The 23,673-nt window shown below is 71.4% G+C and carries 16 protein-coding genes, 2 pseudogenes and 2 riboswitches; of the genes and pseudogenes, 10 read left to right on the top strand and 8 right to left on the bottom strand.

Features of this window, described 5'->3' with window-relative positions:
- Both ACWGDX_RS37015 and ACWGDX_RS37010 read left to right on the top strand, forming a co-directional pair.
- Nucleotides 1-452: alpha-isopropylmalate synthase regulatory domain-containing protein (locus ACWGDX_RS37015; RefSeq protein WP_453632887.1), on the top strand; the 452-nt coding region annotated here is incomplete at its 5' end.
- Between the two features lie 841 nt (nucleotides 453-1,293).
- Complete coding sequence (locus tag ACWGDX_RS37010; RefSeq protein ID WP_453632885.1) at nucleotides 1,294-2,475, top strand: DMT family transporter; 1,182 nt, start codon at nucleotides 1,294-1,296, stop codon at nucleotides 2,473-2,475.
- A 101-nt stretch (nucleotides 2,476-2,576) separates the two neighbouring features.
- Here ACWGDX_RS37010 and ACWGDX_RS37005 read toward each other — a convergent pair whose 3' ends face one another.
- Entirely contained in the window at nucleotides 2,577-5,567 is a 2,991-nt protein-coding gene (locus ACWGDX_RS37005) for an AAA family ATPase (RefSeq protein WP_453632883.1), read from the bottom strand.
- 184 nt (nucleotides 5,568-5,751) lie between these two features.
- Between ACWGDX_RS37005 and ACWGDX_RS37000 the strand changes: the two genes are divergently transcribed.
- A complete protein-coding gene (locus tag ACWGDX_RS37000) occupies nucleotides 5,752-8,877 on the top strand; it encodes an AAA family ATPase (protein ID WP_453632881.1) in 3,126 nt (1,041 codons plus the stop codon).
- Nucleotides 8,878-9,068: 191 nt separating this feature from the next.
- Nucleotides 9,069-9,710, top strand: coding sequence for a LuxR C-terminal-related transcriptional regulator (locus tag ACWGDX_RS36995; RefSeq protein ID WP_453632879.1), 642 nt, complete (start codon nucleotides 9,069-9,071; stop codon nucleotides 9,708-9,710).
- 134 nt (nucleotides 9,711-9,844) lie between these two features.
- Here ACWGDX_RS36995 and ACWGDX_RS36990 read toward each other — a convergent pair whose 3' ends face one another.
- Together ACWGDX_RS36990 and ACWGDX_RS36985 are read right to left on the bottom strand one after the other, a co-directional pair.
- Nucleotides 9,845-11,158, bottom strand: coding sequence for a peptidase (locus tag ACWGDX_RS36990; protein WP_453632877.1), 1,314 nt, complete (start codon nucleotides 11,156-11,158; stop codon nucleotides 9,845-9,847).
- Nucleotides 11,159-11,630: 472 nt separating this feature from the next.
- Nucleotides 11,631-12,230, bottom strand: coding sequence for a hypothetical protein (locus tag ACWGDX_RS36985; RefSeq protein WP_363086210.1), 600 nt, complete (start codon nucleotides 12,228-12,230; stop codon nucleotides 11,631-11,633).
- Between the two features lie 657 nt (nucleotides 12,231-12,887).
- Here ACWGDX_RS36985 and ACWGDX_RS36980 point away from each other — a divergent pair.
- Complete coding sequence (locus tag ACWGDX_RS36980; protein WP_453632875.1) at nucleotides 12,888-13,826, top strand: CPBP family intramembrane glutamic endopeptidase; 939 nt, start codon at nucleotides 12,888-12,890, stop codon at nucleotides 13,824-13,826.
- 202 nt (nucleotides 13,827-14,028) lie between these two features.
- Here ACWGDX_RS36980 and ACWGDX_RS36975 read toward each other — a convergent pair whose 3' ends face one another.
- The 5 genes and pseudogenes from ACWGDX_RS36975 to ACWGDX_RS36955 form a co-directional block, all read right to left on the bottom strand.
- Nucleotides 14,029-14,340 carry a hypothetical protein gene (locus tag ACWGDX_RS36975; RefSeq protein WP_453632873.1) on the bottom strand — a complete coding sequence of 104 codons (312 nt, stop codon included), beginning with the start codon at nucleotides 14,338-14,340 and terminating at the stop codon, nucleotides 14,029-14,031.
- Between the two features lie 199 nt (nucleotides 14,341-14,539).
- Nucleotides 14,540-15,610, bottom strand: coding sequence for a hypothetical protein (locus ACWGDX_RS36970; protein ID WP_453632871.1), 1,071 nt, complete (start codon nucleotides 15,608-15,610; stop codon nucleotides 14,540-14,542).
- A 230-nt stretch (nucleotides 15,611-15,840) separates the two neighbouring features.
- A pseudogene (locus ACWGDX_RS36965) lies at nucleotides 15,841-16,125 on the bottom strand (aspartate aminotransferase family protein); the annotation flags it as partial.
- Nucleotides 16,080-16,361, bottom strand: a pseudogene (locus ACWGDX_RS36960) (MFS transporter); the annotation flags it as partial. The pseudogenes ACWGDX_RS36960 and ACWGDX_RS36965, both read right to left, overlap by 46 nt.
- A gap of 334 nt (nucleotides 16,362-16,695) precedes the next feature.
- On the bottom strand, nucleotides 16,696-18,708 hold the full coding sequence (locus ACWGDX_RS36955; RefSeq protein ID WP_453632889.1) for a TerD family protein: 2,013 nt from the start codon (nucleotides 18,706-18,708) through the stop codon (nucleotides 16,696-16,698).
- Nucleotides 18,709-19,093: 385 nt separating this feature from the next.
- Nucleotides 19,094-19,202, top strand: a riboswitch (SAM riboswitch).
- A gap of 38 nt (nucleotides 19,203-19,240) precedes the next feature.
- On the opposite strand from ACWGDX_RS36955, the gene ACWGDX_RS36950 reads away from it, so the two are divergent.
- The 5 genes from ACWGDX_RS36950 to ACWGDX_RS36930 all read left to right on the top strand — a co-directional run bounded on the left by ACWGDX_RS36950 (nucleotide 19,241) and on the right by ACWGDX_RS36930 (nucleotide 23,673).
- On the top strand, nucleotides 19,241-19,378 hold the full coding sequence (locus tag ACWGDX_RS36950) for a hypothetical protein (RefSeq protein WP_453632869.1): 138 nt from the start codon (nucleotides 19,241-19,243) through the stop codon (nucleotides 19,376-19,378).
- Between the two features lie 249 nt (nucleotides 19,379-19,627).
- Entirely contained in the window at nucleotides 19,628-20,506 is an 879-nt protein-coding gene (locus tag ACWGDX_RS36945) for a glutathione S-transferase C-terminal domain-containing protein (protein ID WP_453632867.1), read from the top strand.
- Nucleotides 20,471-20,581, top strand: a riboswitch (SAM riboswitch). Its footprint overlaps the gene before it by 36 nt.
- 47 nt (nucleotides 20,582-20,628) lie before the next feature.
- Nucleotides 20,629-20,796, top strand: a complete 168-nt coding sequence (locus tag ACWGDX_RS36940) for a putative leader peptide (protein WP_453632865.1) — start codon at nucleotides 20,629-20,631, stop codon at nucleotides 20,794-20,796.
- Nucleotides 20,797-20,988: 192 nt separating this feature from the next.
- The gene (locus tag ACWGDX_RS36935; protein WP_453632864.1) at nucleotides 20,989-22,197 is read left to right on the top strand and encodes an LLM class flavin-dependent oxidoreductase; all 1,209 of its coding nucleotides are present in this window, start codon (nucleotides 20,989-20,991) and stop codon (nucleotides 22,195-22,197) included.
- Nucleotides 22,198-22,218: 21 nt separating this feature from the next.
- Entirely contained in the window at nucleotides 22,219-23,673 is a 1,455-nt protein-coding gene (locus ACWGDX_RS36930; RefSeq protein WP_453632862.1) for an NtaA/DmoA family FMN-dependent monooxygenase, read from the top strand.

Raw genomic sequence — 23,673 nt, 5'->3', positions numbered from 1 at the left:
AGTTCTCCCGGATCATCCAGGCCAAGACCGACGCCGAGGGCGGCGAGGTCACACCCGCCCAGATCTGGTCCGTCTTCCAGGACGAATACCTGCCCGCTTCACGGAACACCCGGAGACGCCTCGTGCTGCGCTCCGCTCCGGCCTCGATCTCCACCGACGGTACGGACGCGCTCACCGTCGCGGCGGTCGTCGACGGTGAGCGCGTCATCCTGACCGGCAAGGGAAACGGCCCGATCTCCGCCTTCGTCGACGCTCTGGCCGGCGTCGGCATCGGCGTCCGCGTGCTGGACTACAGCGAGCACGCGATGACCGAAGGCGCCCGCGCCCAGGCCGCCTCGTACGTCGAATGTGCTGTCGAGGGCCAGGTGCTGTGGGGCGTCGGCATCGCTGCCAGTGCGACCTGGGCATCACTCGAAGCAGTGACGTCAGCGGTGAACCGTGCGGGGAAATGACCATCGCGGCCTACCGGTATGCGACGCGGCGAACGTTTCCCCGTAGGCCGGGGTTCATGTGCGGGGTCCATGCCCGGGTCCATGCCCGGGGTCGAGCTGTCGAGCTGTCGAGCTGTCGAGCACCATCTCACGGAATATCAATTGCCCGTCAGTCCACAGCACGCTGTACAGACGGGCCGAGTTCGGACCGGCGTAGGCGCGAGGCGCGGTCGGAGAAATCGCCGGCTTCCGGCTTCGACGGCGACTGTTCTCCACACCGGTGACGGGTCGGACCTCAATCAGCCACTTCGGACAATGGAGTTCTGAGCAGGCAAAACGGCGGGCGCCCGGCGCCACGCGCCCTCGGCGAACCGACGCGGTCCGGCTTGATCGCCGTCCGGAGCGGAGGCTCCGCCGCCCATCAAGTGTGTGCTGGAAGGCCGTTGAGCCATGCAGGTCATACATCAACCGTCACTTACGCTCTCGTTCGATCAGGAAGCCTCGCCAAAGGCTCCCTCCCTTCCCTCTGACGAACACCGTCAGGCTCGAACCAACCACGCTCAATCGGAGTCAATGCGGCGATGGAAGACCCGAAAAGCATCGGCCGACCCTGCGACCGCACGTCACCCCATATTCACGAGCGGTTGGATTTCTCGATCGGCGATGAAAAGACATCGGGCGGAATCCACCGCCCGGGGAACGGATACCGGGATCTCCACGTGCGTTCCGAAGGATTGTCCGGGTCCGGCGACCAGTTCCCGCGACAGCGCTTTCATCCCGCTCAGCCACTTCTCATGACTGATCGCCCGGCCGACTCGGCATCCGCGCCGGTCCGGTCGACGGCGCACGGCGGTACGCGAGCGTGAAAACCAAGATCGATCCGCTGTCCGTCGTGGCGATGGTGGTCACCGTCGTCTCCATCTCGGCCACCGCCCCACTGACCGCCGCAGGTTCCGCCTCGCCGCTCGCCATGGCCTTCTGGCGCAACTGCCTGGGCTTCGCCGTACTCGGCCCCTTCCTCCTGCTGCTGCGCCGCCGCGAGGTGGTGCGTGTCGCGCGCGGCGAGCGCGCCCTCCTGCGCCGGGAGCAGTGGCGGCCCCTGGTCTTCGGCTTCCTCGCGGCCACGGCGCTCGCTCTCCACTTCGCGGCGTTCATGACGAGCACCCGGCTGACCTCGGTCGCCATGTCCACCGCCCTCGTCGCCACCCAGCCCGTCTGGCAGGCCCTCATCGCCGCGGGTCAGGGCGCCCGGACGTCTCGCAGAACATGGGCGGGTCTCGCGCTCTCCGTAGTCGGGGCGGCCGCCGCCGCCGGTCTCGACATCGAGTCCGGTGGTACGGCGCTGCTGGGCGACCTGCTCGCCCTGGCCGGCGCCCTCGCTCAGGCCGGGTACACCGCGCTGAGCGAACGGTCGCGCGCGGATGTGAGCACACCGCTGTATTCGACGTTCACCTCGCTGGTCTGCGGTATGGAACTCCTCCTGGTCTGCTGGCTGGCCGACATCCCGCTGACGGGTTTCGACAGAGCGACACAATGGTCGCTGCTCGGGCTGCTCGTCCTCCCCCAGCTGCTGGGGCTCGGCGCGCTGAACTTCGCCCTCGGCAGGACGTCGGCGACGACCATGAGCATCCTGCTCCTGCTGGAGACCCCCGTGGCCGCGCTCACCGCGTGGTGGCTGATGGGACAGCACATCAAGCCCGCGACCATACCCGGGCTGCTGCTGATCATCGTCGGTGTCACCATCGTGCTGACAAGCGGCAGCGCGGAAGGGGCCGCGGCACAGCAGGGGGCGTACCGCCCGGAGATACCGCCGTACCCGGCTCATACCCCCTACACCCCACGGCCGCTTCCCGCACCGGGACATCTGACATCCCGTCAGGGCGCCGCACGCGACCCCCGGGTGGACTGGGCCAGGTACCACGAAAGCCCCACGGTCAGATTCACGTATCACGGTGCGGGAGCCTTCGACACCGTGCACTTGCGCAGGCCGCGCATCGCCGAGGACGAACCCGAGCCCGAACCCGAACCCTGGCCGCCCCACTGAGGGATGGGGGACCACGGCCGGCGTCGACCGGTCGCCCACGACTCGACCGGTCGTCCGCGGCCGGACCGGTTCGTCCACGGCCGGGCCGGTTTGTCCGCGGCTCAGCCGGGCGGGAGCGCCGTCCCGTCCCCGCCGTGCCGGCCCGGCCCGGCATCGAGCACCAGCCCCTGCCGGGCAAGGCTGCCGTCCAGCCAGGCCGCGGCCAGCTCCACCCGGGAACGGCACCCGGTCCGCCGGAACAGCCGGGTGAGCCGCTGCTCCACCGTCTTCTCGCTGCACGCCAGCCGGGCGGCGATCTGCCGGTTGGTGGCCCCCTCGCTCACCATGGCGATCAGCCGCGCGTCCCGCTCGCCCCGCCCTTCCCGGGCCGCCCGGCGCCTGGGGAGAGAGACATTCCGTCGGCGCGCCGCCGCGCCGAGCCGACTGCGGATGGGGCGCCCCATGCCCAGCGCGTTCCCGCTCCGCGTCGCCTCGGCCAGCCACGCCTGGGGGTCGTCGCCGACTTCCGCCAGGCACCCGCAGCAGTCGACCCGCAGGAGCACGTCGACCCGCTGCCGCGTCAACCGGTACGCGGCCAGCGCGCTGTCCGCGTCGCCGTGCACCATGCCGCGTCCGAGGAGCACCACCTCGCGTGTCATGGGCGAGGCCGACTCCTCGTGCAGTGTCTCCACTTCCTCCATGGTCCGTCGCACCGCCGCCGGGTCGTCCCCCTCCAGTGTGATCGACAGGATCCGCAGCAACACCCTGTCGACGCCCGCGAGCAGTCCGCTCTCACGCGCCCGCCGCACAGCGCGCCAGGCCTCCTCCAAAGCCTCGTCCCCCTGCCCCGACCAGTACCCGACACCCAGTCGCGCGCGGGCCACCAGCGGATGGCCGACGGATTCCGGGATCAGGTCCAGCCACTCGCGGGCGCGTCCGAACTCCCCGCGCACGAGCTGGATCTCGGCCGCCAGCGCCCGGGTCAGCTGTCCGACGCCGGCCGCGCCGTCGGCCCGGCCCCGTGTCTCGATCCGGCGGGCGCCCGACAGCGCGCTGTCCCAGTGCCCCGCCAGGTAATCGCGCACCATGGCGTGGTACTGGACGGCGGTGCTCCGCCCCGCCCCGACGTAACGTTCACCGAGCACGGCCTCAAGGGCTCCCGCCAGGTCCCCGTACGCGGCGGCGTTCCGCAGCCGGTCCAGGGCCGCCTCGCCCAGGGAGTCCCGGGTGTCCCGCGGCAGATCCCGCCGGGCACGCTCGAACTCGGCGCCGCCGCCCACGGCGGCAGCCAGCAGCCGCACTTCGGCGGGCGACGGGACCGCCCCGGAGCCGGACTCCTGGCCGGTGTCCAGGACGCGGCCGACGTCCAGGCCGGGGCCGGTGTCCGGACCAGGGCCGGTGTCCCGGACGCGGCCGACGCCCAGGCCAGGGCGGGCGTCCGGGACGCGGCCGGCCGTCGGCCCCGGCCGGAATGCCGTCGGCGTGAGCGGGCCGATCCCGTACAGTCCGCCGAGCCCCGCCAGCACGGCAGCGGCGGGCACCCGCCCGAGCGCCGCGCCGTACCGGGGGTCGGCGTCGTCGGTGTGCGGGGACCGATGCTCGTGCAGCGCCGACAGGGTCCAAGCCCGGGTGACCCATTCCAGACCCGCCCGGTCCCCGCCGTGCGGCCCGTCGAGACAGGCGAGCAGCGGCTCGCCGAGTTCGAGTACGCCGATATGGTCGCCGTACCGGAGGCCCAGGGCCGCGGACTCGCGCAACACGCCGGTCCTTCTGGTGTCGTGCGGCGGCAGGTGCCGCAACGCCGAGTGGTAACCGCGGGCCGCCCAGGAGCTGTCGGGCCTCGCGCCGCTACGGGCCGCGGCCAGCAGCAGCGGCACCGCGAGCGCGGCGCCGAGCGCCGGCCCCGCCGCCGCCACATGGCCGGCCAGCCGCGGGTGGGCGGCACCCGTCGCGGCGGCGCCCAGCCGGTCGGTCACCGATCTGGTGATCGCGGCGTGCAGCGACCGTACGTCCCGGCGGGCGGGCAGCGTCAGCAGCGCCGCCGCGAGCGCCGGAACGGCGAACGCTATCCCGCCATCCCGGTCGACGGTCACCACCCGGTCCCCGACCAGGTCGTCCAGCGCGCGGCCGACGGCTTCGGGCAGCCCGCCCAGCGGCCGCACCCGGTGCAGGTCGTCGAGCCGCAGTTCGGCCCGCTCGGCCAGCCGGGCGAGCACGGCCGCCATCGCGACCGTCTCGGCATCCGGTGGCGCGTCCGGCCAGCCGAGCCGGCCCAGCTCCATGACGTCCGCGGTGAGGCGCAGCCCGCCCTCCGGCACCGTCAGGCATATCCGGCCGTCGAGTTCGAGCAGGCCGCCACGCTCCTCCAGCGAGGCGAGCACCGACAGCACGGCCGCCGGGCTCCCCGCCAGCGGGCCCAGCGAACGCAGCACCGCCGTCACCAGGTCGGGCTCGACGGGGCGGCCCAGCCGCCGCGCGATGAGCTCGCCGGTCTCGGCCGGGGACAGCGGCGGCAGTTCGAGCACCCGGTCGGCCGCCGCGGGCAGCCGCGCACCGCCGGCCTGCCCCGGGCCCATCGACCGGCCGGCCATCACCACCGGCACACCCGCCGGGCGGAACGCGCGCAGCAGCAGCCCCAGAGCGGAGGCCGTCGGATCCGGCATCCGGTGGATGTCGTCGACGACCAGGGCGAACGGGACGTGCTGAGCCGCGTCCGCCAGCATCTCGCCCAGGGTGGCGAGCAGGGCCACCTCGCCGCCGCGGCCGACGGTCCGCGATCGCGCCCGGCGCACCACGGTGACGCGTACCAGATGGCGACTGTCATGGATCTTGGCCAGTACGCCGCAGACGGCGTCCGCGAGGGCGGCCGTACCCGCCGGGCCCCGCGCGTCCTCCCAGCCGAGCCGCAGGACCTTGGCGCCCTCCTCGGCCGCCGCCCGCCACGCCTCGCCCAGTACGGCGGTCTTACCGGTTCCGGCCCCGCCGGTGATCAGCAGGGTCCGCACCGCGGCGTCTGCGGAACGCAACACTTCCGCCACGTCCTCGACTTCGCCGTGCCTGGCGACAAGCGCTGAACGGTACTGCCGCACGACGACTCCTCGTTTGCCCCCCATTCTTCACGTCGGACGGTTTGGCGCGACCGCGGGTTCGCACGGGCTTCCCGAACAGGCCACCGTCTTTTCCGGCACGTTGGTCAAGATGGCAAGATCCTGGACCGGGGCCGGTCCGCCGGGCCGGGCCGGGCCGAAGCGGGCCGCCCGCCGGGTACGTGTGTCGATCGAGGATACGGTGGAGTCAGTGGCTGCTCGGAGAGACACCGAGTTGGTCTTCGGCGGCACGTCCGCCCGTTTCCACGGAACGGGCGAGGGCCTGCTCGGCCGGGAGAGCGAGTCGCGGGAAGTCGACGACCGTCTCCGCGATCCGACCGGGCCGGGCCTGGTGCTCGTCCGGGGGGAACGGGGCGTCGGGCGCAGCGCGTTCGTGCGCGCCGCCGCCGAGCGGCTGCGTGCCGAAGGGGTCGCGGTCCTGCCGGTGGCCTGCCTTCCCGATGACGGCGGGCGTCCGCTGCTGCTGGCACTGCGGCTGGTCATGGCTCTGGAGGAGCACCGGACCGCCGCGGCGAGGCATCGCCCGGCACCCAAGCCGGCGGTGGCGGCGCTGCCCGCGGTGAAGGAGGGCGACAGCGCGGCGATGGCCGAAGCGCTCGCCGCCGCTCTGGCGCAGCCGACACCCACGGCCGTGGTCGTCGACGACGCTCAGCACGCCGACGCCGAATCCCTCGCCCTGCTCGGCGGGGTCGACTTCGAGCGGCTGCTGCCCGGCACCCGGCTGCTGGTCACGGCGGTGCGGCACACCGCGTCGGACAGTACGTCCCGGCCTCCGCGGTCCTCCCCGGCCGACCTGGGCGAACCGGCCGAACCGGCTGACCTGGGCGACCCTGCCGACCTGGGCGACCTGGCCGACCTCGGCGACTTCGCCGAACCGGCCCACCAGGCCCACCAGGCCGACAGGACCGACAGGGCCCTGGAACGGCTGGCCCGCAACCGGGCGGCGCACACGATCGTTCTGCCGCGCCTCGGACCGGAGGATGTCACCGCCCTGGTGGCGCGGCGGTTGCGGGCGGTGCCCGACGCCGGCCTGGTACGGCGGGTGCACCGGCTGAGCCGTGGGATCCCCGGGGCGGTCGACGCCCTGCTCGCCGAGTGGGCGGGCCGGGACGCGATACGTATGGCCGACGGGTATGCCTTCCTGGGCGCGGGAACACCGGCGCCGGTGCTGCCGGACGGCGACAGGTACGTCCTGGCCCTGCGGTCGCTGGGCGAGCCCTGCTGGACGGTCGCCTCGGCGCTGAGCGTCCTGTGGCCGCTCGGCCGGCCCGCCGCCGCGCTGCTCGCGGCATCAACCGGACTGTCCGCCGCGGCTGTCGGCCACAGCATCCGCGCTCTGGTGGACGAGGGCATCGTGGACGAACTGCCCGGACAGGACGGAGCCGCGACCCGGGGGTGGACGTTCCGCGTACCGCTGCTGGCACACGCCGTCCGGGAGCGGCTGGGGCCGCTGGAGCGCAGTCGGCTGTCCGCCGCCGCGGTGGGAGCGCTGTGGGCGGGCGGAGGAGCGGCGGGCGGAGGAGCGGCGGCCACCGGAGCCCCGCACGACACACCGGCAGCGGCAGCGGCACCGGCACCGGCACCGGCACCGGCACCGGCACCGGCGATCCTCGACGAGGCGGACGCGGAGACCTATCTCCCGGACCGGATCGCCGAGGCGGGAATCCTGGTCGACCCCGTACGCGCGGTGGCGGAACTGACGGTAGCCGCAAGGGCGTTGTACCCCGACCTCGACCGCCGGGGGATGCTGCGGTGGTACCTGGGGGCCGTGCGCCTCATCGAGGAACCGTCCGCCCGCGATCTGACGGTACTGCGGTGCGGTCAGGCCGCCTACGGTTGCGGTGACTACGCCACGGCCCGGACGGCGGCCGAGGCGATCGTGTCCGCCCCGGCCGAGGGCCTCGACCCGCTGACCCTCTACGAGGCGGCCACCCTGCTGGTGGCGTCGGCGGGCGCCGAGAAGGACTGGCCGGCGCTGTCCCGGATGGGCGCCGCGTCCTGGTGGGACGGACTGCCGCTGCCCGCCGTGGCCACCGTGTCCGGCCGCGTCCAGGCACTGTGGCAGCTGGAGAACTGGCGGGAAGCCCTGACCCTGCTCTCGCAGACCGAGCCGATATGGCAGACCACCCCTGACAGCCGCGCGCTGCTGGAACTGTTCGGCGGAGTCGCGGAGTTGGTGCTCGGCCGACCGGACCGGTTCATGCGCGTACTGACCGCGCCGGAGGTGCCGGACCTGCCGCACAGCAAGGCGTTCGCGATGGTCATCGCCCAACTCGACGTGCTCCTCGGCACCGGCGACCTGCGGCGGGCGACGGCCCTGCTGGCCACCCGAGGCCTGGCGGTGGAACTGCTCCCTCCCTGCAGCCTGTTCCTCCTGCGGCACCTTGAGGGCCGGTGGGACGAGGCGCTCCCGCCGGCCCGTCGGCTCCTGGTCGACGACGGGCTGCTGAACGTGGTCCCCGGGCACCATCTGATCCCCGCCAGAACGGCGGCCGTCCTCCTCGCGAGGGGGCGCGTCACCAGCGCCGGCCGCCTGATCGGCAGCGCGCGCGGCCAGGTGAACGGACCTCTCGAACACGTCCTGGATCACACCGACGCCGAGGTGCTGCGGACCCTGGGCGACCTCGGCCGGGCCGAGGGGATACTGCGGCGCGGGCTGAGCGCGGCGGACGACCGCGGATCCGTCTACGGCACCGACGAGCTGTGGGCCTCCCTCGCCGAGGTGCACGCGGAAGCGGGACACACCCGTGCGGCGGTGGCCTGCCTGGAGCGCCTTGAGCGGCTGGTCGAGCGGATGGACAGCGGACGGACACGGCTGCTGCACCTGCTGACGTCCGTCCGGGTCCTGCGGCCGGACCTCCCGGATGCCCGCGGGCGTCTGCTCGAAGCGGTCGGACTGGCCCGCGAACGCGGTCAGATATTCGAAACGGCGGTGACGCTCACAGCCGCGGCGCGCGCGAACGTGGGCCAGGCGGCGCTGCTGCACGAGGCGTACGAACTGTTCGGCGAGACCGGTGCCGCGCTGTGGCGTTTCCGCACCAGGGCCGCGATGCGGGAGACCGGGCTGGTCGTGCCCGGTCGCAAGCAGGCCACGGCGGAGAACGAGCACCTGCTGGCCACCCTGCTCGCCGAGGGCCTCACCAACCGCCAGATCGCCACCGTACTGCGGCTGAGTGAGGACGCGGTCGCGAACCGCCTGTCCCGGTTGTTCGCGCGCACCGGTATGCGGTCCCGCACCGAGGTCGTGACGGCCGTGCTCGCCGGCGGTCCGCTGACCGCGGACGACGGACAGCCACTGACCGCGGACGGCCGCTGACCGCCCCTCGGCCCCGCGGAGCCGCGGGCACGGCCCAAGAACCCGGCCCCGGCCCCGGCCGAGCCCACTGGTGACAGATTTCCCTGTCCTTAACGGACCGGCGCCCCAGGGCAGCGGATCGACGCAACCGCACATGGCACGATCGCCTCCTGAAGCGCATGAACCACTTGAGTCCCAGATGGAGAGGGCGAATGCCTCAACAGGTACTCACGGACACGGTGCGCGTGGCCATTCACTCGTCCGACGCCATCGTCCGCGCCGGGCTGGTCAGCTGCCTTCGGAACGACCGCCGCACCGTTGAGGTCCCACCAGGTCCTGTGCCGGAAGCCGATGTCATCGTGGTCGCCGTGGACATCGCCGACGCCTCTTCCCTGGAGCTGCTGGGCAGCCTGTGCGACAAGCCCGACGCACGCTTCGCCATGGTGGTGGGAAAGCAGTGGCAGGCCGATGTCTCGACCGCGGTCGACCGCGGGGTCCGCGCCGTACTGTGGCACGACTCCTTCAGCCCGGCGGCCTTCATCCAGACCCTGCTCACCATCGCGGACGGCGGTGGAAGCCTCCCGCCCACCCTCCAGGGCACCCTGATGGAACAGGTCACGCGGACCCAGCGGGAGATCCTCGCCCCACGGGGCCTGACGGCGTCCGGGGTCAGTCCTCGCGAGGTGGACGTACTGCGTCTGGTCGCCGAGGGCAAGGAGCTCTACGAGATCGCGACGAGGCTGTCCTACTCCGAACGCACCGTCAAGTACATCCTCTACGGCCTGATGAAGCGCATGCGGCTGCGCAACCGCGCCCACGCCGTCTCCTACGCCATACGCGCCGGCCTCATCTGATCCGCGGCCCGCACCGCCGAAAAGGGCGCCCCCGGGAAGGGGGCGCCCTTTCTACATGGCGCGGCCGGATGGGGCCGCGTCGGATGAGGCCGCGTCAGACGGTCCTCACGGCGCGTCAGAACGCGTCAGGAGCGTCAGGAGGCGGAGCCGGCCTTCTGGCGGCGGCCGACGAAGACCACGACGGCGCCGAGGGCCACCGCCGCGCCCGCCGCCGCGGCGAACCGCGGGAGGACCGAGGGGGATCCGGTGCTGGCGAGGGAGCCGTTGGCGACGGAGTCGCCGGAGTTCACCGGGGTGGTGGACGTGGCGCCCTGCGGCTTGTTGTCCGGGGTCTGCGGCGTCGTCCTGCCGGGCTCGGCGTCGTCGACGTCACCGGCGGAGCTGCCGGCGGCGAGGAGTTCGAAGGCGTACTCGGTGGAGAGGTTGCCGCCACAGGACTCGTCGTCGTTCACATAGTCACCGGCGACGAAGGCGAGGCCGTCCCCGGCCGGAGCCTTGGCGTCGACCTTCAGGCGCAGCTTCACATCGGCGTGGGCGCCGGCCTTCAGCGGACCGATGGAGCCGGCGCCGCTGCCTTCTTCCACGTTCTTCCAGGCCGGGGACGCGGCGGTCGACCACTGGAGGTGGAAGGCGTCGTCGATGACGTTGTAGCCGCTCTTGTCCGTCGCGTGGAAGTAGACGCGCGGGGAGACTTTGTCCAGCGTCTTGTCCGTGCCGTTGGTCGCACGGAGTGAGAAGTCGGTCGTCGAGCCCGCGACGATCTTGGACGGCAGGCCGGTGACGACCGTCTTGAGCTTGCCCTCGAAGACGCACTCCGGCTCGTCCGGCTCCGCCTCGTCCCTGGCGTCGGCGAGCGCCTTGTCGGCGGCCTCCTTCGCCTTGAGTGCCTTCTCCTTGGCACCCTGGATCTTGGAGTACTCCCGAGCGGCGGCGACGCGGGCGTCGTCGGAGGCCTCGCCGGCCGCCGCGGCCTTCTCGTCGGCGGCGGTCTTCGCGTCCTGTGCGGACAGGGCGGCGGTCTCGGCGTCGGCGACGGCCTTCTCTGCGGCCGCCTTCTCCTCGGCGGTGGCGGTCTCGGGCAGCGCGGCGAGTGCGGCCTCGGCGTCGGTGAGCGCCTTGTCGGCGTTCCGCAGGGCGGTGGCGGCGTCCGTCGCCTCCTTCTTGGCGTTCTTCGCGGCGACGTAGAGGGGCGCGTCCTCGGAGAGGGCGGCTTCGAGGACGACCCGCGCGGCGTTGACCGCGGCCACGGCGTCGTCGTACGCCTTCCGCGCCTCCTCGGCGGCCTTTTCGAGTTCCTCGACGGAAGGCTTGTCCCGCTCATCCTGCTGCTGCGCCCGCGAGGCGGCGGACGGCTTGGCGTCGGCGAGCGCGGGGGTGACGGAGAGCAGGATGACGGGGGTGGTCACAGCCGCGGCGACGGCCGTGGCGAGTATGCGGCGAATCTTCAACGGAGTCCTTCGCGGGTCCGAAAAACAGGTCCGAAAAGCGGGTTCGAAAAGCGGGTTCCAGAGAGTGTTGAGGCAGCCGCTGCGGCAGCACCCACGCAGGGCTTCGCCGGTGATCGTATGACCGGAAACACCGTCGTCGGAAACAGATATGGAAGGCGACTGGTGGGGCGCACCGCGCTCACACGGCGGACAATTACCCCATAGAGGGATAGTTGCGCTCCCTGTACGGATCAATTTGGTGATCCATGTCATCCCATGGAGGGGCGGATACGGCGGCGGGGAGGAGCCGGTGCCCCGGCCCCTCCCCACGCGAAACGCTCGGCCGGGAGACCCGGCCGAGCGTCCGGTTGAGCCGCCGACAACAGTTGACCCGCCGGCAACGGCCGCTCAACCACGGATTGCTACGCCCCCTTGAATTCGCCACCGGGAGGGGGTTTTATGCCGCCGGCGTGGCCTCCAGGCTGCCGACAGGTCAGATCGTCGGTGTTTCGTCGACGACTTCCTTGTGCGGTTCGACAATGAACTTCCAGCCTTCGCTGGGCTCCAGGAACCGCACTCGGGTCGGGTAGATGTCCAGGGCGCGGCGGTCGCGGTTCTGGCTGCTGGTGTTCTTCCGTCCCCGGGTCGGCTCCTCGTACAGATCGACCTTGACGTCCGGCACCGCGACGACTTCCTCGCTCCAGCGCTGAACGATCCCCACACCGAACGCGTCCCGCGCGGCGGTGTAGAGCGAATCCAGGGATTCCTTGTTCCCGTTGGGCACGAAGAGGGCGAGATTCAGGAGGACGCCGGCACTCTGGAGAACCTCGATTTCCTCCCCCGCCTCGTCGGCAACCCAGATCCCGCGCTCTTCGGCATTGTCCGCGAGAACGTGGATTTCCTCACCGAAGACCGTCCTCGCCGTGAAGGACCCTCCCTCGAAATTCTTACCCGGCTCCGTGAGGAAAGCCGGGGCGTAGCAGTCGAGAGGAAGGCCATCCGTCTCTGCCGAGACGAAGATGCCGTCCTGGAGGCCCAACTCTGAGACCTCCCCGGCCGTAAGACGTCGAGCCGTAACCTTCTCGGTATTCACGCCATTCCCCTTTTTTCGTGGCGTCCTGTGAATTCATCAGGACTCTATCATGAAAACGACCGGCCAGTTCCCGTTACACATTCCTCCGCACCCATGCCAGTGCTGGTCAACCCTCCGAGTAATTTCTTCAGCACTCGTAGATAAATTCGGTGAGGGAGAAGAGATGACCTGGCAGCTCCGGTGGTGTTTTCGGCAGCGAAGTCATTCGTCAAGCGGAATGCGAGCGGACTGGCCGAATGGTAACAAGAAGCCGGGACCGCCTGGAGCCGACGCATCTTGGGCGAGCACTTCCGGCGGATGCGTGAAACGGCCATGCCGAATCGCGCCCCGGCGGCGGATAGCCGATCCCATGGATTTCCTCAGCCACGTCGGACAGATCGGTCTCATCGTTCAACGACGACACTTTTCCGGCGTCAGCGGTCGCGAGGGATACACATGACGAGGGCGGGAAGTCGTCGAGCGATGTCGTACACGGTCACGCCCCCATCCAACCGCACGCCTCCGACACCGGTCGGCGAGATCGGGTCCTGACCGGTCAGCGGGGGTGTACCCAACACCACCCCACGGCCGGGCCGTACGCCCAATGTGCCGCGCTCCCGCCGTCCGTAGCGTCATGGACATGGCGCAGAGAGCGCCTCAGCGGAAAGGGCGGCGGACATGTTCCAGCGGAAGAGCGGGACCGGACCCACCGGAAGCGGCGAGGAGCTGCGGCAGGTCGGGGCCGGCGACATCGACGGCCGGCAAAGCGGCCTCGCTCTCTTCTTCGCCGTCACCTTCACGACGACCTGGACCTTCTGGCTGATCGCGATCGCACTCGGCGGATCGCCGACGAGCTCCCCCACCGCCATCCCCTATCTGCTGGGCGGCTTCGGCCCGGTGTTCGGCGCGATCGCGGTCCGCGTCCGCCGCACCCGCCGCGGGGAACCCGTACCGGCTCGTACGGTGAAGTTCCGGCAGGGCGTACGGCTGTTGTGGGCGCTGCCGCTGCTGGTGCTGGCATCGGCGACCGTGGTGGCGGGCGCGCTGCTCGCGGATGTCCTGGGCGGTACCAGGGTGAGCCTGACCGAGGGCAAGGAACTGATCTCGACCGTCGGCGGAATCGTCCCGTTCTTCGTCAGCATGCTGATCGCCGGTCCGCTGTCCGAGGAGCCCGGCTGGCGCGGCACGGCATATCCGCGCCTGCGCGCGTCCATGAACCGTCTTCAGGCCGGCCTCCTGCTGGGTGCCGTCTGGGCGGTCTGGCATCTGCCGCTGTTCTTCATCGAAGGAACGGTCCAGGCCGAGTTCGGTCTGTTCGGCTGGAGTGGCCTGATGTTCTCGCTCAGCGTCCTCCCGGTGGCGCTGCTGGCCGGTTACGCCTACGAGCGTGCCGGAGTCGCGGCGTCCATCGCGGTTCACCTCGGCTTCAACGCGACCATGGCCGTACTGACCGTCGAGTCGCCCGTCACGCAGGCATTCATCCTGGCGGTACAGGTCGTTCTCGCGGTCATCCTGCTCGCCACACAGCGCGATCGCCGGACGGACCCGCCCGTTCAGGCGGCCCCTCACCCGCACCAGGTCGTCACTGACGCGTCGCCGCAGATGACCTCAAGGTGATCAACAAGGGCGGCGCACCAGAGCCGCCGGGTGGCGGTGGCACCGCCGCGGCTGGCACTCAGCCGCGGCGTTGCCACCGTCAGGCCATTCGAGCGGCTCGGCGGCTCGGCCGCTCGGCCGCTTGGCGCTTGGCGCTTGGCCGCCAACTCGGCGACCGAGCCCGGCGATCCGCGACGTCGGCCCCGCGACCTCGGCCCCGCGTTCACCGGCGCAGTTCGGCCGCCGCGTAACGCAGCTGGAAGGTCAGGGCGGCGAGGACCAGGCCGAGCCTCTGCCGGCTGCTCAGCCTCTCGGCAAGGTGATCAAGCGGCCCGGCGACGGCCGGGGGCGGGAGGGGAGACTCCCCGTCGAAGGGCGGCGGGTACGCGTCCACGGCCCGGAGCAGTCGATCCCGTAGGTAACCGCGCACACGGTGGACCGGCGGCCGTGACCCCACCGGGATCTCGCCGAGTGCCTCGTGGACCAGCTTCGCCGTAGATGACACCAGGGTCTTCAACCCGTGGAAATCAGGCATGGAGAGGTCGACCAGCGATATCTGGTAGGCGAGCGCGTACTCCTGGGCGTCCCGGCTGAAGCCGGAGGTGGAGAAGACGGCATAGCTGTAGCGATAGCGCGTCCCTAGGCCCTGTCCGGTCGATGCCTCCGCCTTTCAGGGAGGCCGGGTCTCCGTCCCGAACCCTGTGCGTTGTCCGGACCGGTAGCGGAGCAATCCCCTAGAACGGGCGGGCGTACGGGTGTTCCATCACGCGGTCGTAGATCCCGCGCAGCCACGGCTGACGGACGGCGGGCAGCCGTGCCAGCGTGTGGAGGAACACTTCCGAGTCCGGCCCGAACAACTGGTTCGGGTACGGCGGCAGCGGATCGTCGCGGAAGACACCGTCGGGCATTCCGCCGGTCACGGGAACGCGCAACCGTTCGCGGTAGAAGGCCAGATGGGTCCATACGTCGGCGGTCAGCGGCACGGTTACCGCGGTACCGGACGCCTGCCACGCCCTCCCCGTCCGCGGATGCCGCGGGACGAGGACGATATCGGGAGCGGGGTCCGGGGCGGGCAGGCCCGGTCCCGCCAGAGCCGCTCTCTTCGCCGGCGGCCCGGACGGTCCCGGCGGGAGCAGCGTTTCGAGCACGCGGCCGAACATGTCCGTGACAAGACCCTCGGGGACGGCCACGGGTGTGCCCGCCGAGGCCGCCAGTAGATGGGCCAGAGCGGCCCCGGCCGCCGCCTCCCACCGCGGGCTCCACCTGCCGGGCGGCTCGATCGGCGGCGTACCCTGCCACTCCTCCAGCGGCGCCTCCCGGCCGGCGGTCCGGCCGGCGGGATCCTCGGCGGGAAGCCGGCGCACGGACTGCGGCGCGAGCCGCACCGCCTGCCACAGCGAGCAGTCGTCGATACGGGTCGCCACCGGCCGCCCGCATCGCACACATGCCAGATTCGGGCCGTCCCTCCCGTCCACCCCCATGCAGCAGCCGTCACACCGCTCCGGCAACAGGACGGTGCCGCGCGTGTCGCCCGGCGCGACGACAATCGCCCCGGGCGCACCGAAGGAAAGGGAGCGAACCGGCGCGAAGACACCGCGGGCTTCCGCTTCACCCGCCCCGATCTCGCTCCACGGCCGCCATGGCGGCCCGAAGGGCTCCGGGTCGACGGCGTACGTCCCCGGTTCCATCAGGGCGGGGAGCATCACGTGTCCGTAGCGGTGGTGGGCGTGGACGGGAAGCGCGACCCGCGACAAGGTGGCGGTCAGCACGGCGCCGCACCGCGCACACGCGAACACATCGCCCATCGGTCCTCCCCCGCCTCCGGCCTCCGGACACGCGAATCATCCCGGATCGGCGGGGCGCGGCCAACACCTTTGAGGCAGCGCGGCCGGGGGGAACGGTGTTCCGACCGAGTCAGCCTCGGACCGAGCCCCGGACCGGAGTTGTGTGGAAGACGGAGCCGATGAACTCCGTGAGGAGCCGCTCCTTGAGCGGCCCCGCAAGCGCGTCGAGCGGTACCAGGACAGGGGTCATCCAGGGTGAGATGGAGACTGGGCGGCAGCCCGTCGAAGGAGAGCTGGGGCTGGAGGTACCAGCCGCGCTCGCGCATCTCGTCGGCGAGGTGGAGCAGCAGGTTCAGGTCGGGGTCACCGTCCGCCGGCCCGCCGAGGACCGTGAACGCGACGAGTCCCGCGGCCCCTTCCCCCAGTACCCGTACGCCGTCGGTCCCGCGCAGGCCCGCCGGCAGCCGGTCCGAGGCCTCGGCGACCCGCCCGGCCGGCGCGGTGCAGCCGTCGTCACCGACATGCTGGAGGACCGCCACGCCAGCGGATTGACCAGGACGTCCCAGGCCTTCGGCAGGAAGACCGCCGCTCCCGCGACGGCCGCGGGTACGGCGAGGACGTTGGTGAGGTAGTAGAGCAGGATCAGGCCCGGCACGGTGGCGAAGGTGCCGGTGCACAGGGAGCCGAGCCCGTATCCGATACGCATCGGTCGTGGCAGGCGCGGGACCGGTTCGTGGTGCGCACGGATGTCCGCCGACATGCCGCAGATCATGAACGACGGTCCGAGCGGGCGACAAGGGCCGGGTGTGACGGCGGCATGAACTCCGGCGCCTGGGTGTCGCGGCCCTAGGGCCTCTCGTTCGGACCTTGCTGGGCTCGCGTGCCCTGGCACCGCGCCTCGCCGCGTTGTCGTCGGTCGCCTACGCTCCGCATGGACTCCCCCCTCCGCCTTGCGATCCACGGCACCACGCGGACACCAGCCGCTACCGCGGCGGGCGCTCCCTCACCCAGCCAGATCCAGACGCAAGACCCTAGACGATGTCAGCGCCGCACCGGCCGTAGCCTCGTCGCTCCGAACCAAAGGGTGGGAGTCGCCGAAACACTGGTCATCCAGCGGTGGTTTCAGCGAGTTGGGGGCGTTTGGCCGGACGGCGTTCAAGATGGGCGACGACGCCGTTGTAGAAACGGTCCACGGCGTCGTCGACGCTTCGGATGAAACCGGAGTCGGTGTTACCGCGCGTGCTGCCCATGCCTTTCAAGAGGGACAGCCGGAAGCCGGTGATCTGCGCGCCGTCTCGCGGGAGGATGTCCGCCGGCTCGGGGCGGAGCCGTTCCAAGGTGCCGCGCGGGCCCACGCCCTGGCCCTCGATGAGTGTCTCGACGTGCAGGTCGGCCGGCGCTTCTGCGAGTTGGCGGACCAGTCGCTTGACCCAGGTGAGGGGATAGCCCTGTTCCGGGGCAGGGATGTCGATGGAGGTACGCAGCTTGCCGGTGCGCAGGTCTGCGGCGACGAACAGGGAACCCGGCGTGCCGTCGATACGGAGTTCGGCGTGCAGGCGGCCGTCCTCGCAGAGACGGTCGGCCAGAGTGACACGGCGGGTATGCGGGTCGGTGCCGCGTTTGGCCCGCTGTACGGGCAGAACCTTCTGGCCCAGTTCACCGCCGAGCCGCAGACAGACCTGGCGGACGAGGCGTTCCCAGCTCTCGACCACCTGGATGGCGTGCGGGTCGCCCTGGCAGAGTGTCTCCTCGTCGATTCCCTTGCGTACGGGTACCCAGGCGGGCCCCATGTTCTGGAAACCGTGACAGCCGGAGTTCTCGTGCTGGAGATAGTGCAAGAGTTCGAGGAGGAGCCACGCGTGCGCGGCGTTGCCGACGCCTTCGTGACGGATCAGCATCTGCGCCTGGTGAGCGACCTCCGCCCAGGACAGGTGCCACAGCGCCACCTTGTGCTTGCGCCGGCCGTCCACCTTGACGTCCACCAAGGGCCTGCCGTCCAGAGCCACGTCGTTCGACAAGGTGATCACTGCGTCGTAGCCGCGCCTCGACGCGATGTCCATGTAGTCCTGCACCTGTACGGTCTTGAGCGCGTTGCCATTGGTCTTCGTCTCCACCAAGGCGGTCCACAACTTCCCGGCACGCTCGACGCGAATGACGCCATCGGGGCGCTTGGGCGTGTCCCCATGCGGCAGCGAGACCTCCGTGAAGGTCTCCGTGCGGCCGGCGGGAGCGCCGAACGCGGCGGTGAGCCTGCGCCCGAACTCCGGCACCTGGGCCATCACCGAAAGAAGGACGGATGTCGCCCGCGTCTCCCTTTCCCGGTCGCTCTTGAGGGACGGGACGGGGAAGAGCCGGGCACGTCGCCACGCGTCATTCTCGGCGAGTGACTTCCCGCCCGTCCTGGGAAGTACGACCTTCTTCTTGGCGGTACGGGGACGCCGAGGCGCGGGTACACCGGCGACTTCGGGGGCCGCCGGTGGCGCGGGCGGCGTCGCCGGAAGCTCCGTGGCCGGAGTGTCCAGCACGGCGGCGGAAGGCACCGGGGCGGCGTCCTCCACCGACGCTTCGGGTTCCTCCTCGGACGCGTCGTCCACATCAATGCCGAAATCCGTTGCCAGACCCGCCAGACCGCTCTCGTACCCCTGGCCGACGGCCCGGAACTTCCACCCCTCCCCTCGCCGGTACAGCTCACCGAAAATGAAGGCGCTCTCCACCCCCGCGTCATCGATGGAGAACGTGAGAAGGGGCCCGCCGGTACGGTCGGCGAGCGTGACGCGCAGCTCGTCCAGATCACCGAATCGCGCGCCGCCATACCTGCTGGCCGCCAGGACGACGCGTTCCACACCCGCCGACATGGCGCTCAGATCGAGAGTGATCCGGTCCTCGCTGCCGTCGGACGTCGGTGTCTTGCCGAGCAACTGCACGCTGCCGTCGGCCGATGCCGGGTTGTTGTAGAAGAAGAAGTCCGCGTCACTGCGCACCTTCCCGTCCCCACCCACCAGCAGCAGGGAGACATCAGCGTCCCCGTCCCCTGTCGCGCTGCGCCATGCCAAGCTCAGGACCACTGAACTGATGTCCTCGCTCAGGGCGTCCAGTCCGACATTGGCACCCTTGACCATTTCCAGCATGCGGCCCCCCAGCCATGCGACCGCGCCGGGCCCGCTACACGGGCCGACCGATCGTGCGATGTGATCCACGGCACACTCCCCATGTGCGAAGTGAACCTTAGCGTGGGATGCACACCCCTAGAGTGCCAATGCGGCGATTAAGGGTTTGAGTACTGATTCCCCCGGTGCACGGCGGGTGTTCCCTGATATGTGGACGGCGTCCCGGGTCCCGGACCGCGGTCGAGGTTTCCCTGTTCTCCGGACCGCCCGACGGGCCCGTCCGCCCGTCCGAATCCGGCCGTTCTGCCTTGTTCCGACTCCTTGACGGTCCAACGGAGCGCGCTCAGACTGTTTGGCGACGGTCACGATTGTCAGCGCTCGCCCGCGCGGAGTCCCTGTTCGGGTGGGTCACCGGCCCCGGCCCGCTGACTGGCAACCCTTCCACCGCGACGGGGTGCCCCGGGTGACGACCAGGTCCCACCCGGGCGGTGGGGCAAGTGCGGTCTCGCTCGTTCCGCGAGGCCCGAGGACGGGACCGGCGGAGATGCGCAGGACAGCGAAGAAGAGCGAGAGCGTCTGTCGGACCTTCCGGTCGGCGCCGCTGCCGCGTCCGCGCCTGCTGACCAGGCGCCGCCATATCGATCTGCTGCGGCTCCGCAGCGGTTGCGTGCCGGCTGTCTGAGCCGGCCGCGCTCCGGCCGTCGAGCCGGCCGTCGAGCCGGCTGCCCGCCGGGCGCCTGAGCCTGGGCCTGCCTCATGCCGGCCGGGTCGGCCGAACCGGCCTCATGCCTGCCGTCCGAGGCTGACCGTTCCGCGATCGCCTTGCCAGGTCCGGGCGTTGTGCGCTGCCGCGCGCCGCCGGACCCTCCTTCCGTACGGCCACCGGCGCCGAAGAAGCCACCGGGGCTCCACCGCATCCCTGGAGAGTGCCATGTCCGAGACCTTTGCACAGACGTCCTTCCCGTCGGCACTTCGCGATTCCCACCCCGGCACACCCCCGCGTTTCCGCGACCGTATCGGCGCCGGTCCCGGCGGTGGTTACTACCCGGTCGCACACCGCTACCACCTGTATCTCTCGCTGGGCTGTCCGCTCTCACTGCGGATCTCGATCACCCTCGGTCTGCTCGGGCTCAAGGACTCGATCAGCACCACACTCCTCCCGTCCCGGTCCGACGGCCTTCCGGCCGGGTCCGGCGGCTCCGACGCGGTCACAGCGCTGCGCACGGCCTACGAGACCACCCGGCACCACTACGACGGTCCGCTGACCGTGCCCGCGCTGTGCGACCTGTGGAGCGGACGGGTGGTGAGCAACCACGCCCCCGACATCCTCGACGACCTCGCCGTCCACTTCACCGACCAGGACGACGCGGATCTGCCCCGTCTGCGGCCCGCCGCCCTGGCCGCCGACATCGACGCCGTCCGCGAACTCCTCGGTGAGGGCCTGGGCGGGGGCTTCGGTGAGGGCCTCGCCCAGGACCAGGCGCTGGATCTCCTGGAGCGCCGACTGGCCTCGCACCCCTATCTGTTGGGCGAGACGCTGACGGCGGCGGACGTGGATCTGTGGGTCGCGCTCGTCCACCTGGACGTCGACGCCCTGCGGCGCGTGGCCGCCGGTGACCGCCTCTGGTCGTACGTACGGCGGCTGGGGACCCATCCGGCCTTCCAGGAAATTCCGCGTACGGCGGGAAAGCGGGAACACGGCGGTGAGGACGTGTGTTCCACCCAGAAGGACTGTGCCGGAGCCGGAGACCGGAGCCGGGCCACGGTGCCGGCGGGTGATGAGTGCCGGCGTCAGGCCCTGGCTTGCTGACCGGCGCCCCCGCCACGCGGCGGAGCGCTCCGGGTGACGGCCCGGCGGAGCCGAAGACGGTTCCGCGAGCGGGCCCGGGACGGCGCGAGCCGACCGGGACGGACGGGATGGAGGTGACGGCAGTGCGGGGAACTCCCCAGCGGCCCTTGGTCACCACCGCCATGTACTCACGGCGGCACATCGATCTCCAGCGCGTCGCCGCCGCGCTCTGTCCGGCCTACGAGTCCGCCGCCGCGCGGCACTTCGCCGACCAGGCCTGTCCGGCCGGCCAGGCCCTGTCCGTCGGTTAGGCCCTGTCCGTCGGATCCTCGCGGGCCCGGAACGCCCGGCCTTCTCCTCCGGCCTTCTTCTCCGCCCTTTCGTCGTTCCTCCCTTTCGCCGTTCCTCCCTTCTCGCCGATCCTCCCCTCCCGCCGATCCTCCACCCCGGCCGAGCACGGGCGCGGACGAGTTTCGGCATGCTCACAGGAAGCGGTACGCCCAATGCCCCGAGCAGCACACGCACCCCTCCACCTGGCCGTCGCCCTCGACGGCGCCGGCTGGCATCCCGCGGCCTGGCGGGAGCCCGACGCCCGGCCCGCCGAACTGCTCACCGCGCGGTACTGGACCGCCCTGGTCACCGAGGCCGAGCGGGGGCTGCTGGACTTCGTGACCATCGATGACTCGCTCAGCCTCCAGACCTCCCGTCAGGTCGAGCCCGACGAGCGCACCGACCAGGTACGGGGCCGTCTCGACGCGGTGCTGACCGCCGCCCGGGTGGCGCCGCCGACCCGGAACATCGGGGTGGTCCCGACCGCCGTGGTCACCCACACCGAGCCCTTCCATCTCTCGAAGGCGATCGCCACCCTCGACTATGTGAGCACCGGACGGGCCGGAATCCAGGTCAGGGTATCCGGACGCGCCGACGAGGCCGCGCACTTCGGCCGCCGTACGGTCCCGGGCCTGCGGACCGAGGACCTGGCCGGGGCGACGGGCAGGCCCTGGGTGAAGGAGCTGTTCGACGAGGCCGCCGACTATGTCGAGGTGCTGCGCCGGCTCTGGGACAGCTGGGAGGACGACGCGGAGATCCGCGATGTCGCCACCGGACGCTTCATCGACCGCGACAAGCTGCACTACATCGACTTCGAGGGCGCGCACTTCAGTGTGAAGGGCCCCTCGATCACCCCGCGCCCGCCCCAGGGGCAGCCGCTCGTCACCGCGCTGGCACACGCGACCGTCCCGTACGAACTGGTCGCGCGCTCGGCCGACGTCGGATTCGTCACCCCGGGCGACGCCGACGACGCCCGCGCCGTCCTGGCCGAGATCCGCGCGGCACAGGCCTCCGCCGGCCGTGCCGACGAGACCGTGCACGTCTTCGGCGACCTGGTGGTCTTCCTCGACAACGACCCCGGTGCCGCCGCCGGCCGCAAGGCCCGTCTGGACGAACGCGCCGGCGCCGAGTACGTCAGCGACGCCCGCGTCTTCACCGGGTCGCCCGCGCGGCTCGCGGACCTGCTGGAGGAATGGCGGGACGCCGGGCTGACCGGCTTCCGGCTGCGCCCCGGCGCCCTGCCGTACGACCTGGAGCAGATCACCCGCCACCTGGTGCCCGAACTCCAGCGCCGCGGCGCCTTCCGTACCGCGTACGGGGCGAGCACGCTGCGCGGACTGCTCGGACTGCCCCGCCCCGCCAACCGCTACGCCGCCGTCTGAGCCGGAAGGACCGTACGAGCAATGAGCAAGCCCGCCAAGCCGCTGAAGCAGATCCACCTCGCCGCGCATTTCCCCGGCGTCAACAACACCACCGTATGGAGCGACCCGAAGGCCGGCAGCCACGTCGAGTTCAGCTCGTTCGTCCACTTCGCGCGGACCGCCGAGCGCGCCAAGTTCGACTTCCTCTTTCTCGCCGAGGGGCTGCGGCTGCGGGAACAGGGCGGCCGGATCTACGACTTGGACGTCGTCGGGCGGCCCGACACCTTCACCGTCCTGAGCGCGCTCGCCGCCGTCACCGAGCGCCTCGGCCTGACGGGCACGATCAACTCCACCTTCAACGAGCCCTACGAGGTGGCGCGGCAGTTCGCCAGCCTCGACCATCTGTCGGACGGCCGCGCCGCCTGGAACGTCGTCACCTCGTGGGACGCCTTCACCGGCGAGAACTTCCGCCGCGGGGGCTTCCTGCCGCAGGACGAGCGCTACTCGCGGGCGAAGGAGTTCCTGAGCACCACCACCGAGCTGTTCGACTCCTGGCGGGGCGACGAGATAGCCGCCGACCAGGAGTCCGGCACCTTCCTGCGGGACGCGCGGGCGGGAGCCTTCGTACACAAGGGCCCCCACTTCGACATCGCCGGACAGTTCAACGTGCCGCGCAGCCCGCAGGGACGCCCGGTCATCTTCCAGGCCGGCGACTCCGAGGAAGGGCGCGAGTTCGCGGCGTCGAGCGCGGACGCGATCTTCAGCCGTTACAGCACTCTCGACGAGGGGCGGGCGTTCTACACGGACGTCAAGAGGCGGCTCGCCCGCCATGGCCGCACCCACGACCAGCTGCTGATCCTGCCCGCGGCGACCTTCGTGCTCGGCGACACGGACGCCGAGGCGGAGGAGCTGGCCCGCGAGGTACGCCGCCAGCAGGTCAGCGGCGCCACCGCGATCAAGCATCTGGAATTCGTCTGGAACCGCGATCTGTCCGCGTACGACCCGGAGGGCCCGCTCCCCGAGATCGACCCGGACCTCGGCGAGCACACCATCGCCCGCGGCCGCGCCCAGGTGCGGATGTACCGCGACCCGCTGGCGACCGCCCGGGAGTGGCGGGAGCTGGCGGCCGCGAACAAGTGGTCGATCCGGGACCTGGTCATCGAGACCGGCAGCCGCCAGTCCTTCGTCGGCTCCCCGGCCACGGTCGCCGAGACCATCGACTCCTTCGTGCAGGCCGACGCCGCCGACGGGTTCATCCTCGTCCCGCACATCACCCCCGGCGGACTGGACGTCTTCGCCGACACCGTGGTCCCGCTGCTCCAGGAGCGCGGTGTGTTCCGCGCGGAGTACGAGGGCACCACCCTGCGGGACCACCTCGGCCTCGCCCACCCCGACGCCCACGCCCGCCCCGACGCCGACGCCCGCTCCGGCGCGGACGCCCGCTCCGGCGCGGACGCCGACGCCGACGTGCCGGCCGAGCCGGTGGCGTCGCCGTAG

The sequence above is a fragment of the Streptomyces sp. NPDC055025 genome, assembly GCF_053608565.1.
Note: the sequence above shows the minus strand (reverse complement) of the source record. Positions and strands in the feature narration are given on the sequence as shown.